Below are 15,036 nucleotides of genomic sequence, written 5' to 3'. Positions count from 1 at the left end.
TAGCTACACTAGCGGTACAAGTACCAGCTCCTACATTTGGAGTTAAGTTTGTTGGACAAGAGGTAAAGGTTGGATTTTCAATATCTGGATCCGTGCATTGGCCATAACTAAAAATAGAGCTAACTAGGAGTGCAATTATAAATAAGTATTTTTTTTTCATGACATCTACATTTTAGAAATGAAATTCTAATAATTTTATACAACGGAAATAGAAGAATCTAAAACTGTTTTATAACTGTAATAATGCCCGATTATATTTGTGGTATTTACATTAAGAGAGTAACAAAGTAGTGACTTGTTCACTAGCTCTCTTTTTATCTAATATAGAAAACAGTATAAGTTTTCAAATAATTTATTAGTGTAAAATATAGATTATGGGCTTATATTGCTGCAATATAACGAAGTAACAACTTTTTTCGGGAATTAAAAAGATTTTACCGACTAAAACGCCTTAAATATCGATGAAATACTTCTTTTAAAAAAAATAGTTTCTTTTTTCACTCATTTTTATCCTTAAGTTTCAAGGAAACAAAAAACTGCCTATTATGGCAGTTTTTTGTTTTTTATATAAGTCTAGTGTCAATCTTTATGGAATTATAATTTTTTTGCTTAGCTCTCCTATTGAAGTATAAACTTTAAGAATATACATTCCGGAACTTGTCTTTTTAATTGGGAGTTGAATATTTTCGTTTTTTTCATTTTCTAAATTCCAATTAATAATCAATTGACCATTTATATTGTACAAGTTTGCTTTTTTAATACTTGTATCAAATGAATTGTTGTGTATTTCAATGATATTTCTTTTTTGGAAATGAGTGATAATTATACTTTCCTCTTTTATTTTTTCGTCAACGGTACTCAGTGTTTTATTTGTGAATCGCAATGAAAATCGATCATTGTTTTCTCCCGCAGGAATAATAACTTCATAATTTTCATTTCTTATATTATGGTAGCTACTATCAGTACTGTCATATATAAATATATTTTGATTTATATCGAAGTTTTCAAGTCCGTCAATCATGAATTTGACTTTACCTTCAGTATCTGTTTTAACTCCTAAAGGATAGGATGCATTAGTGTCAAAATAGCCTTCACCTTGAATCACAAGTTGGTTATCGCCATTAAGAAAATACATATCATTTGCAAAATCATCAATATTCAATCCATCATAACCTGCATCTATGCCAGCAGTCGCTTTTTCATTCATAAACCCCAGTAAAACCTGGCGGTGAAAATCATTAGAAGAGTTGAAGCCTAAACGGATTCTTTTACGGGTGTCTGCAGTTTCGGTATCATTTTCATTCGACTTCCAGGTTTGCTTTGCATCTTTCTTTGTTTTATAAATAACGTTAGAAAAGGTAGCATCGTCTTCTTTATGAAAACCACGTTGACTATTTTTGAATGTAATTATACCTCCGGATCCAATTTTTCCGTTTACAAAAAAGCCTTGCCCGACAGGTATAAAACGATTAGGGATTCCTCTTGACGGTGTTCCTAATTGACTAATAAAATCTATACCTGCTGATGCCGGTGCAATACCTCCAGTAAGGTTTCGTACTGCATATCCCCCTTGGTAATCACGAAGTATATGGGTGTTATTTGTTGCGTAATGTTCCCAAAAGTAAAGTGTTCCATCAATAGATGGGCTTGAAAAGGATTCGATAGCACCAATATTATCATTTATAAAAGCATCCGCGTCTATTGCTGATGGATATGGATTTCCTGTTAATAGTAATTGATCATCACCTACGGTGTTTGATACGATTGTTCCATTGTTTGGTTTACCAACAAAAGTATAAGTTTGGTTTCCCAAAGTGCTTCCGCTTCCTTTCATAGTATATCCTAGACCTACTCTAAGAGGAGCTGTTTCTAAAAACTGTGTCCAGTTTGCATAATCATTATTCAAACTGTCAAATTTATACAACCAATAACGAGCCAGGCTAATAGGAGCAGTAGGTGATCCGTCATAACCACCAACCCAATTGATGTTTTGTGGTGTTGTTGTAGTTCCATCTTTCATAACACCCGCAACAGTATAATCAGTGTTGTTAGTAGTTGTGTTTATGGGACTAACGGGAGAACTCCAGTAATTATAGTTGTACTTATTTGATTGGCCTAGCTGGTCTCTTTCTATGAATCCTGAGGAAGTTGTTTCAAGAATACTACCTTCTGTTTGAATAAGTTGTGACTTGCCAACAAGATCTATTTTTCCGTTAACTTTTAAATAATGTGTTACCTCTATTTTATTATTACTATTAGCCTCGAGGGTATTGCTCTCAACAAGTAATCCTAGTAGTGTTTTGTTTCCTGCTGTTGTTATATTATTACTTGTTTTAACAATATTCCAGTCAATATAAGTGGAACCGTCAACACCCAAAGTGTTAGGTATGTTCCAAACGCTTCCGTTTGTCCACGTACTAGATGTTTCCCAAGCGGTATGTGCTGTTGATGTGTATGGCAAAGGAGCTGTTTCTGGTTGTGCAGTTACAATACCGATTAATTTACCATTACGAAGATTACTAGTTTTGTCTATTAAGAAGCCGTTTAGGATATCCGTAGACTGAGTCATTTGATAGTAGCCTTCTAGATTGGACCAACTAAGCCCTGGAATAGTTAATGGCACTATTGCACCTAGAACATTAGTACTCGTATTTGTAATACGTTGGTTCATCATTTGGCGCGTTTGCGCCGTTGTAAGCGCGACATTCCAAATACGTAATTCTTGCATCCAACCTTTAAAATAGTTCGCAGGTAGGTAAGGATAACTAGATCCTTGAATCATGGCTCCTAGAATACATTTAGCATTGTTATTTGATACTGGGTTTACACCAGCTACAGCATTTTTAACGCTAATTCCGTCTATATATAGATTATAGGATGTACCATTAAATGTAACAGCAATGTGGTACCATCTACCCGTATTTATTGCGTAATTTGAAGTTATAGCGTTGCCATTGTTCCAGTTGAAAGAAACGACGTTATTGACTAATCTTAAATCGTATCCATCAGTAAGTGCGCTGGAACTTCTTTTTGAAAAAATAGTTTGAATCCCAGCATTAGATGCTCCCGGTTTAATCCAAGTTTCGATACTAAAAGATCCAGTATTTAAATTATAATTATTTTTTAAATTAACATTATCGTCTATTCCGTCAAAATCTAATTTGTTACATAACCCTATGCTTACAAGTGCATCATCAATAATAGGGGTGCAGCTTCCACCACCAAAAGGGAGTGTCCATCTCAAGGTATAAATCCCCGTATTAGGACTTGAGAATTCAGCCGTTGGGCTATTAATATTGGAGAAAACCTCACCACCCCCAGCTGGACCGCTAACAATGGACCATGAACCTGAGGTGCCTGCAGTGGCGCCAAGAGTTACAGCTTCTAACCCGCAAACAGGTGGTGTTTTATCAGGACCTGCTAAAGCTGCAAAACAAGGGCTGTTCGAACTATTGAAATTCACAAGAATAGGCTTAAAAATAAGGCCCCCACAGCTAGAAGATGGGTCGATGCCTTGCGAAATTGGTAAATTAAAAGCGGTGTTAGATATGGATCCATTTCCAGTAATCGCTCCATTTATTGAGATACTTGCATTACAACCCGAATTAAATAAGGTAGCACAATCAGTGGTTAATGTTACTTTAAATATTAAGCTTCCTAATAATGTGTTTGGGTCTGAAAGTAAAGGGAGATTACCTACGTTCCATATTACGGAATTAGATCCAGAATCATAATAGGGAGCATTCGCGGGCGTAAAAGAAGGATGAATATTGCTGGTAGTAATACTTCCAACTCCATATAATGCAGATACAGGCACTGGAACGGTTATGATTGTATTCTTTGTGGGCTCTGAACCCCTATTTTTGATGTCGATCTTGTACTCTATTTCATCCCCAGGTAGTGCTGTTAAGGGTGTGGCTGGAGTGACACCGCCAATTTTGTTTACAACAATAAGTCCTTGCGGCTCTGGTATGTAGGCGTCTACCGACATTGCAAAACCAAAGATAGTAAATATATCGCCCGATGAGCCAAAGCGAAATGTAGTAGATGTTTGGTTATTTCCAATAACTAAATTACTTGCGTTAGGAATCGTAAACATACTAAAATCGACTCCTGTATTATTTTTTAGGATTGGATCACTTTTGCCTGCAGCTGGAATCGGAAAAATAGAAGAATTGAAAAAGTTATTAGTCGTGTTTCCAGCATGGTTTAAGGTTAAATAATTAGTTGCGTTATAGGTATTAGGGTCCGCATTCAATTTTTGAACTGCGAGATAATCTCCACTTAGCCCCACATCTCCCTCGGCTGCCATTACCCCTAATTTCATGTTCACAGGTCCTGTGCCAACAGTTGTGAATCCTGAAATTGGAATGTTTCCGAACTCGCCAGCATTACTGTTCAGTGTTCCGTTTACATAGGCATAACCATCAAAAAGTGTTACTGCTCGGCTTTTAATAACTGGATTTTCATAGATAACAATCATTGTCCATCCTCCTGAAAATCCGGGTGAGTCATTATTTGATCCCGCTTCTAATAAGGCAATATCAGCTACGGTGTATGCTCCTGGTCCATTTGCTTTTACATAATCAGTTATTTCTTGATACCCCACAAAAATACCGCTGTAAGTTGTTCCTGGGAAAAGAAGTTCTGAATTAGTTCCTACTGTTTTTGCGGTAATAGTAGTATAGGTACTTGCTCCTGGTCCTTTAATTTTTATTACTTTTTTATTAAAAGATTTAGAGTCAGTTATGTAGTTGGGTGCAGTTCCTGATACATTTACGGCTGCAGATGATGTACTTATAACAGTTGAATTATTATTGTCTGTAGCCGAACTTCTTATTAGTTGATTGATAGTTAGGTTTACTCCTCCATCTGCAATAACATAGGGAGTAGTAAGTGTGGCAGTATAAACACCGCCCGAACTGACCGATGTAAATGGGATGTTGGTTGCTGTGCCATTATTTACTCTTAATGTTATTGTGGGAGTATTATTAAATTCGAAAGCATAGGTGTTACCATTACCGCTAAAAGTATAAACAGGCCAGCGACTATTACCAGAATTGTTTACAGTTATTGCAAGGCGATAATTGGAGTCAGTTATGCTTTGGTTATCACCTACTGTTGAGTTGGTATTCACTGTTCTTGTTCCTGATTGAACTTGTCTTGATGCAGTAAAGGTATCTGTTGCACTTGATTTTCCGGTCCAGTAAAGTCCTGCAAAGAGTACAGTGGAGCAACTTTGGCTAGAGCTATTTTCACCTGCATTAGAAAGTTCTAGAGTTGCTTTCGAGGAGTTGAATGTAGCAGGATCAGAGTCAGTATCTACAAACTTCATGTAGTTTAGTTGATTGTCAATGTTGTCCCCGTAAGTGGCAAGCGTTAAGTTAGTATTACCTAACATAGTAAAATCACCTTTCACATTATATATTTTTTTGGTAGGTGTGGCTGCTGATGTTCTCTGTAAAAAATTTACTTGTGGAGTAGTAACAGTTTGCGCGTATGTTGTAAAAAAAGGAATAACTAAAATTAATATTAAAAATAATTTTTGTTTAATAGTAAAGTTCTCCATAAGTTGTTTTTTTAATTGAAAGTATTTCAGTTTTGGAGTGTAAAAAGAAGGACTGTTTTAAAAATCCAATTTTAAATAACAAAAGTATAAAACATTTTATTTTAGCATCGATAAAAAGCTTTAAAAACCGATTAAATACACAAAAAATAAAACAAAGTAAGTTAAATATTATAAAAATTAATAGAAAATTTTTTTATGAAAGGTTGTCAATCCTGATCGAATCGAAGAATTAACTTCAATTCAATAATTTTGAATAACAAGTGCACATATCGCTTTGAAGTAAATTTTATATTAGGAATATTACAGTAGAGCTTGAAAAAAAAGAAAAAACAATTAAGATCCACTGAATGATAGTTAAAAATGTGTTTGAAACGTATTCTTTTGACTGCTATAATCGTATCAATTGTAGAGCATTGGCGAAGTAAAATAAAACAACTGGAGCAAATTGAGGGTTGTAATTTGGAGTTTTATAAAACAAAATCTATTTTATTTAGACTTTTAATACAAATGAAAAAACCCTTAAACAGTTGTTGTTTAAGGGTTTGTTTTCGTAGCGAAGACGGGAGTTGAACCCGTGACCTCAGGGTTATGAAAATTGAAATGTTACTTTTATTACTTTGTAAAGTGTTGATTATTAGGCATTATGTTTTTTAGCTTAAATTGGTTTATGTCGTATTTTTTACTTTTCCTCACTCTTTTTCCTCACTCTAAAAAAACATAATCATTATGGTATTTGATTTATTAAATAGGTAAGTTGTTAACAAATAAATTGGCTAATACTATATGTATATAACCTGTCTGTAGAAGAAATCTGATTGGTTCCATGATCAATAATCATTTTATGTTTGTAGAATTACGAGTTGGAAACCCATAGAGGGAATTTTATAGTTAACAAAAGTTAAGTTGAAGATACCTAACATGTTGAAATCGCCCTTAAGATTATAGATGTTTTTGGTAGGTGTAGTAGAGTAGGTTCGTTGGGAATAATTAACTTGTGGTATTGATTTTTCACGAACCAAAGCATTGTAAGAAGTAGCCCATAAAATAAAAAGTAACTGCTTAAAATAATGTTATGTAAAAAAAATGTGAGACTGAATTGCTTCAATCTCACATTTTTAAATTTTATCTATAAATTCTACTTCCAGAAAACTGCATAAACCACTACTAATAATATCATTATTGCAAATGAACATATATTAAAAAGAGGACTTGTTTTGAATAAGCCTTTTGTCAATGGAATACCTTTGGAATCATTTTCTCCGTTATTTTGGAACAAACTAATCGCAATAATCAATAGCATAGTCAAAATAGCTGTATAACCCATTTGATCCATCCAAGGCAATGTTGGAAAGAAAGACTCGATACTAGATCCCGCAGCCCACGACTTAGGTCCTACTTTAAAAAACATAGCAATAGGAATAGAGACTAAAGCACCCCAAATGGCTGCTTTATTAGTAGTTTTTTTCCAAAACAATCCTAATATGAATACGGCCAGAATACCAGGACTTACTACACCTGTATATTCTTGTATAAATTGAAATGCCTGATCAATTCCACCTAAAAGTGGTGCCATGATTACTGCTATTAATAATGCAACTCCTCCTGAAAGACGTCCTACATTAACTGTCGTTTTATCGTCGGCATTTTTATTAATATACTGTTTGTAAATATCCATGGTAAAAATGGTCGAAGTCGAATTTAACATCGAAGCCAAAGAGGAAACAATAGCAGCAGCCAAGGCAGCAAATGCCAACCCTTTTAAACCTGCAGGCAAGAAATGCAACAACCAAGGATAGGCTCTATCAGCAGTACCAAGACCTGGTAAATTGTCTGCAGCTGCAGCACCTAATCGCGCCATAATCGCGGGATCATTTACCATCACATAAGCTGCAATACCCGGTATTACGACAATGAAAGGAATAAGCATCTTTAAAAATGCAGCTAATAATATTCCTTTTTGTGCTTCGCGCAAAGATTTTGCAGCCAAAGTTCTTTGAATAATATATTGATTGAACCCCCAGTAATAAATATTTGCAACCCAAAGTCCACCAACCAATACTCCTATTCCAGGCAGGTTCATATATTCTGGATTAGATTCATCTAAAATCATCACAAAACGATCAGGTGCCGCTTCATAGATAGTTTTTAGACCCTGCCAAACACCTGCTCCATCAGAAACGGTATTTAATGCCAAGTATGTAGTAACTAAACCACCTAATACCAAGAATATTACTTGAATAACATCTGTCCAAGCCACAGCAGAAAGTCCTCCGTACAAAGAATAAGCTGCTGCAAAAAGTGCCAATCCTATAATTGCATATATCATATCAACACCTAATATTGTCTGTATCGCTAAACCTCCGAGATATAACACTGTAGTAAGATTAACAAAAACATACAAAGCAATCCAAAAAATAGCCAAAATCGTTTTAAGGTTAGTTGAAAACCGTTTTTCTACAAATTCAGGAATTGTATAAATTCCTTTTTCGATAAAAATGGGTAAAAAATATTTCCCTACAATAATTAGCGTGAAGGCGGCCATCCACTCATAAGAGGCAATCGCTAATCCTAATGCAAAACCAGAACCAGACATTCCAATGAATTGCTCTGCGGAAATGTTCGCCGCAATCAATGAAGAGCCAATCGCCCACCAAGGCAATGATTTACTAGCAAGGAAATAATCCTCAGCATTTTTTTGATGACCGTCTTTTTCACGAGAGACCCATAATCCAACACCTAAAATAAGAACTGCATAAGCAGTGAAAACCAAATAATCTATAAATCCAAATTCTGTTGTCATACTATTGTATTAATGTTAATGAAGTGTTTCAAATTAATAATTATGTTAACCTCTAACCTTTTGTTCCCATTCCCAAGCACTTGCTATCCCTTCTTCGAGTGTATATTTTGTTTTCCATCCAAGAATAGTATTGGCTTTATCCGTATTGGCATAAGCCGAAACAACATCACCTTCTCTTTTGCCTACAATTGTATAAGGTAATTTTTGACCACTTACTTTTTCAAAAGCTTGAATCACCTCCAACACCGAACTTCCTGTACCAGTACCCAGATTAAAAATTTCAATTTTATCCAAATTATTTTTGGTTACCAATCGTTGCAAGGCAATAACATGCGCTTTAGCCAGATCGACAACATGTATATAATCCCGAACACAAGTTCCGTCGATCGTAGGGTAATCGTCCCCATAAACCGAAAGTTCTTTTCTCAAACCCATTCCTGTTTGTGTGATAAAAGGCACTAAATTTTGTGGTACTCCTACCGGTAACTCTCCAATTTCTATTGATGGATGTGCTCCAATAGGATTAAAATAACGCAACAAAACAGCAGTAACACCACTTACTTTTGTAAAATCGGTGATGATTTCTTCCCCAATTTGTTTCGTGTTCCCGTAAGGAGACATGGCTGGTTTAACTGATGCATTTTCATTAATCGGCATCATATCAGCTTGACCATATACTGTACAAGACGAACTAAAGATAAAATGAGACTCTTCTTTTTGTTGCAATTCCTGAAGCAAATAGACTAAAGTACTAATATTGTTTTCATAATACAATAAAGGATTTCCCACGCTTTCTCCAACTGCTTTTGAGGCCGCAAAATGAATTACACCACTAACATCAGAATGTCGTTTAAAAAAATCTTGAACAGCTGTTTTTTCTCTTAAATCTAACTTTTCGAAAATAGGCATTTTCCCTGTTATAGCAACAATCCCTTTTAAGACATCTTCTGTAGAATTTGAAAGATTGTCGATAATGACTACTTCAAAACCTTTATTTTGCAATTCAACAACGGTATGCGAACCAATAAATCCTAATCCGCCAGTAACTAGTATTTTCATTTTTAAAATTTTTTACAATACGCTTTTTTAAAATTTTACTTCACTTCTGTTATTTCGAGAACTACACTTGTTCTCTTCAAATTCACACTAGGATTAACTCCTACCTTCATAAGAAAATCACCCGAAAAAGCAGCATTAGAATCAATTGACGAGCTCGTACCTGGATATATATTCAGTTCCTTAACTGCATATTTTTTATTTGGGTCCAATCCTTTCAAAACTACAGGAAGTGCAGTTGCAGTTAACATATAACGATTATTAACTAAATAATTAAAAACAACTGCTTTACTTTTGTCTTTATCAACATACATTACAGCTGATACATCATTTTCATGTGGATTTACTAAACGATACATATCACCATGCCACACTATATCTTTAAATCCATTATAATTTTTTATTGCTTCTTTACAAAATAACTTATCATTATCACTTAAATGACTCACCACAATATCAAATCCTAATTTACCCATACTGGCAACGTCAACTCTAAATTTCAAAGGTTGTTTCCCCCAGTCAGTCACGTGATTGTCTGTAGTAATAGAAGGAAAGAAATAGGAATAATCATATTGCATAAATATTCTTTCAATTGGTTCTGTATCATCACTAGGCCAGAATTCTGTAAAATATTTCAATAATTCATAATCGCCTCGACCACCACCACCTGAACATAACATCATAGGAACTTTTGGGTATTTGGCTCGAATTCTTTCTAGCACTTTATACAAACCTCTTGTATAATCAACATATAAATTTGACTGTGGAATGCCTTTTTTATTTAGATAAGCTGAATAGGCATTGTAAATAACTGCGTTACAGTCCCATTTTATAAATGCCAATTCTGGGTTTTTTACAAAAAGATCGTCAACAACCCCAAAAACGAAATCCTGTACTTCCGGATTCGCTAAATCAAGTACTAATTGATTTCTATAATATACCTCAGGTCTTTCTGGCTGACGAATTACCCAATCTAAGTGTTTTTCATATAACTCACTTTTAGGATTTACCATTTCGGGTTCAATCCAAATTCCAAATTTAATTCCTTCTTTTTTAGCTTCTTTTACTAAATAACCTAAACCGTGGGGTAATTTCTTCGCGTTTTCTTTCCAATCTCCAAGACCTGCTTTATCGTCGTTTCTTGGATACTTATTTCCAAACCAACCGTCATCCAACAAAAACATGTCTACTCCAATATCTTTAGCCCCTTTGAACAAATCAGCAATTTTATTTTCATCAAAATCAAAATAAGTGGCTTCCCAATTGTTTAACAAGGTAAGACGTTCTCCTTCACCATCTAAAACTCTATATTTTCTTGCCCAATCATGGAGGTTTCTACTGGCTTCCCCCGTACCATTATTAGACAAAGCATAAATGAAAGAAGGGGTCTTAAAAACTTGATTTGGATGCAAAAGATACTCAGATGCAAATGGATTAACACCTGCAATAAGACGTAGATTTTTATAAGAATCAACTTCAAAATCCAATTTAAAACTGCTACTCCATGCTAATTGTCCTAGCATAACTGTCCCTTCCGTTTCTGAAGCGGGTTTCCCAAAAGACAAAATAAAATTAGGGTTTTGAAGTAACATCGCTCTTGTTCCCAATTTAGAATCTACAGTTCTAATTCCCTGTATAAGTTTTGATTCAATAGGTTGCATTTCTTTTAAATACTGCCCTTGAAAACTAGTCAAATAGAAATCTTTATTGGTGAAATACAAATTAGCTGAAGCAAATTTTTGTAACAAAACTCCCTTTTTCTCATTATGTTTTATTTCTGACCATTGTTCGATTACATTTTCTTTTGGCCAAACTTTATAAAACAAAGTCACCTCAAAAGGATAAACTGGATCTTTTAAAACAATACTGGTAAGAGAGGAATTAGCATCCACTTTTTCTGTTTTATAACTTACATATTTAAGTTCCAAAGAGGGATTCCCATCAGCATGTTTGACTTGAATAGCTGGTTCCGATAGATTCCAAGTTCCTGCAGGAGTATACGCTCCATTGTAAATTCCCGCATTTTCATCCTTGAAATTGTAAGCAGCTGAAGCTGATGAATATTCGTTTGTATTTGCCAGCGGTTTCCCAAAATAAACCGTCATCAACCGGTTTTCATTATCTGTTTGTAACAACATCATATTGCTATTGGTTGCAATAGGTATTGTCACTTTCTGTGCCCATAAACTAATTGCACCAAACATAAAAAACAATGTAAAAACACCCTTTATATGGAAACAGAATTGTGATTTTTCTTTCATAATAATCATTTTAAACAATCTCTTTTTGAAACAATTTCGGTTTTATAATACTCCTGTTATATATCTTCTAAAACAGGAGTACAATCTATCTATTTCTTTATTGGCTTAATAACAAAACCATAACTATACGCTTTATTTCTCAATTGATACTGTTCGTGTGGCATAGCTCCCCAACTATTGTCTCCACCAAGACCTCTTTGAGCTAAATCAACACAAATTATAACTTCATTTCTTGGTGTAATATCGTTTGTGTGTTGTTGTTTTTTAGTTAAGCCTGGATCAAAATCTTCAGGGTAATTATTCAAAGCACTAACGCCTAATGGCTGTAAACCTACAATTTCAATTCCGTTTCCAGAGTTATTTGTCAACGTTATCCAACGAATATCTGTTTTATACCCATTTTCTTGAGGACGAGTATAAGGAACATATTGGTCTGCCACTTTACTTTCGTAAATCCCCTTTAATGACGATGTGTTTCTATCTTGATAGTTTTCCCATGGGCCTCTTCCATAATAACTAAAGTTATCCAACTCTTTTTTTAGTGAGAATAACATCCCAAAACGAGGCATTTCAGACAATGCCATTTCTCCCGCTTTGAACGAATTTTGCAATGTTAAACTTCCATCAGCATCCATAGAGTAAGTAATCTTACAAGTCGATGCTATATCTTTCAAGAAAAGATGCGCTACAACAGTTGTCTGACCAGACACTTCTTTCACTTCAATGGTATCTAAACTACTGAATCTTCCCACGGTTCTCCATACATTACTGCTTACCTGCATGTAATTACCAAAATCATTATCCGTTGGTGCTCGCCAGAAATTAGGAACTGGCATTTGATTGAAGTAATTCTCCTCTCCGGATGTATATTTTTGCATTAAACCTGTTTTCTTATTTATTGTTACTTCAACACCATTTGCACTTAGAGTAATCGCATCCTGAGTATCTTTAACTATCGGATTTGTACTAGCCTTTGCAACTTTAACAAAATACTTGCTCTCTGCTATGGAAAACTGTTCGCGCGCTATTTCAAAATTCTGAGGCAATAGTTCCGTTCCTTCTTTTGTGTAAGCAAAAACATTTAAAAGATATTCAACTCCATCTTCTGAAGTTAATTTTGGTAATTCAATTTGAATCTGTTTCTTAGATTGCGGCGCAAGACGAATATTGATTACCCCTGATTTTATAACCAACCCATTTTTCAAAACTTCAAATTTGAAAAGGTATTTATCAAGATTGGTATAACCAAAGCCATTTTCGACTTCGATAATTCCTTTATCCAGATTGACTCCTTTGAAAAGAATATCTTGATATACTTTTTTTACTTCAAAAGCACCTGGATGTGGTGTGCGATCTGGCCAAACCAATCCATTGTGACAGAAATTTGCGTCATTGGTGTAGTTTTGACCTCCCATATCTCCGCCATATGCCCAGTATTTTCTACCAGCTTCATCCGTTTCTTCAAATCCTTGATCAACCCAATCCCAGATGAATCCACCTTGCATGTTAGCACTACCATGAATAATGTCCCAATATTCTTGAAAATTACCGTTACTGTTACCCATTGCATGTGAATACTCACACATGATAAAAGGACGTTTTACATCTTTGCGATTCGCATATTCCTTCATATACTCCATACTTGGATACATTGGACAAACAACATCGGTATTTTCTTGCTCCCCTGCTTGCTCAAATTGAACCAATCTCGTTTTGTCTCTATTTTTTATCCAATTGTAAGCCTCGTGAAAAACAGGTCCGTTTCCACATTCATTCCCCAAAGACCATAGAATAACAGACGGTTGATTTTTATCGCGCTCCACTAAGCTATAAATACGATCCATATGAGCTGCTTTCCATTCTGGTAAATAGGCTGGGTGCTTTGTTTTATCAAATGAACCTTGTAATTCAGCTCCCATTCCATGTGTTTCAATATTGGCCTCGTCGACTAAAAATAAACCGTATTTATTACATAGTTTTACCCACAATAAATTGCTTGGATAATGACTGCAACGCACCGCATTAATGTTTAATTGTTTCATTAACTTAATGTCCTTCATCATGGTTGCCTCATCTTGATAATGACCCGTTTTTGGGTTGTGCTCATGAATATTTACCCCATGAACCATAATTCGGATTCCATTAACCAATAATTGTCCATTCTTCAATTCTACTTTTCTAAAACCGATTGAAGTTGCAACAGTTTCTACAAATTTTCCGTTTTCATCCTTTAATGTAAGAACTAAAGTATAAAGATTTGGCGTTTCGTTATTCCATAATTTAGGAGACTTAACCTTTTGTTCAAATGTGGTTGACGAAACAGTATTAGCTCCTAAATTTATTTTTATTGTTTTTACAAAAACTTCTTTTCCAGCTGCATCAACTAATTTAGCTTCTACAGTTTGATTGTTTTTGGCAACCGAATTGGCATTTTTAAGTTTAATATCAACTGATAAACTTCCGTTTTTATAAGAAGTATCAAGGTCAGGACGTGCAAAGAAGTCAGCAATACGAGTATTAGCCGTACTATAAAGATAAACGCTTCTATCAATTCCAGATAAACGCCAAAAATCTTGATCCTCTAAATACGAACCATCACTCCAACGATAAACCTCTACAGCAACCTGATTTTTACCCACTTTTACATACTTTGTAATATCAAATTCAGTTGGGCTTTTAGTATTTTGGCTGTAGCCTACTTTTTCTCCATTTATCCAAATATACATGGCAGATGTTCCCCCTTCAAAATGAAGGTAAACACGACGTCCGTCCCAGTTTTCTGGCAACTCGAAAGTACGGCGGTAAGACCCAACAGGATTATCGGCATGATCAATGAATGGTGGATTTTTGACAAATGGATACGTAATATTAGTATAAATAGGAATTCCATATCCCACTAATTCCCAATTGGAAGGCACTCCAATCTCTTTCCAGGTGGTTGTATTAAAATCAGTTTTAAAGAAATCTTTTGGCCTTTCATCAGGAGTAGGAGACCAATTAAACTTCCATTTTCCGTCTAAACTCATATACCATGGTGAACGAGTATAGTCATCTGCAATTGCCGATGCTTCATCTGCAAAAGGTAAAAATGCAGCTCTAGCTGGCTCACGATTAATCTGAAATACTTCAGGATTTTCCCAGTCATTGCGACTTGGTTTTTCTTGGGCAAAGACAATTAAAGATATAAAAGCAAAAATGCTGGTTAAAATTGTTCTTTTTTTCATGTTCATTATTTTTTTTAGGTAACTATTTTTGCATTTAGTCTCTTTAATCTATAATGAATCAGCTTGCATTATATAAGTAAAGGAACCCTGTTTTTTTTAAAAATAGCACAAATGATTATTTGCTGT

At 34.8% G+C, this 15,036-nt stretch carries 5 protein-coding genes; all 5 read right to left on the bottom strand.

Annotated features, from left to right (window positions below):
• Positions 1–586: 586 nt before the first annotated feature.
• The 5 genes from AAC069_RS13400 to AAC069_RS13380 all read right to left on the bottom strand — a co-directional run bounded on the left by AAC069_RS13400 (position 587) and on the right by AAC069_RS13380 (position 14,910).
• Positions 587–5,569 (bottom strand): LamG-like jellyroll fold domain-containing protein, encoded by a 4,983-nt coding sequence (locus AAC069_RS13400; RefSeq protein WP_339920963.1) that lies wholly within the window; start codon positions 5,567–5,569, stop codon positions 587–589.
• Between the two features lie 1,135 nt (positions 5,570–6,704).
• On the bottom strand, positions 6,705–8,369 hold the full coding sequence (locus AAC069_RS13395) for a sodium/sugar symporter (protein ID WP_339920962.1): 1,665 nt from the start codon (positions 8,367–8,369) through the stop codon (positions 6,705–6,707).
• 45 nt (positions 8,370–8,414) lie between these two features.
• Complete coding sequence (gene galE, locus AAC069_RS13390; protein WP_339920961.1) at positions 8,415–9,428, bottom strand: UDP-glucose 4-epimerase GalE; 1,014 nt, start codon at positions 9,426–9,428, stop codon at positions 8,415–8,417.
• Positions 9,429–9,463: 35 nt separating this feature from the next.
• Positions 9,464–11,686, bottom strand: coding sequence for an alpha-galactosidase (locus AAC069_RS13385; protein WP_339920960.1), 2,223 nt, complete (start codon positions 11,684–11,686; stop codon positions 9,464–9,466).
• 89 nt (positions 11,687–11,775) lie between these two features.
• The gene (locus tag AAC069_RS13380) at positions 11,776–14,910 is read right to left on the bottom strand and encodes a glycoside hydrolase family 2 TIM barrel-domain containing protein (protein WP_339920959.1); all 3,135 of its coding nucleotides are present in this window, start codon (positions 14,908–14,910) and stop codon (positions 11,776–11,778) included.
• Between the last annotated feature and the right edge of the window lie 126 nt (positions 14,911–15,036).

Source organism: uncultured Flavobacterium sp. (genome assembly GCF_963974175.1).
Classification (GTDB): domain Bacteria; phylum Bacteroidota; class Bacteroidia; order Flavobacteriales; family Flavobacteriaceae; genus Flavobacterium.
Note: the sequence above shows the minus strand (reverse complement) of the source record. Positions and strands in the feature narration are given on the sequence as shown.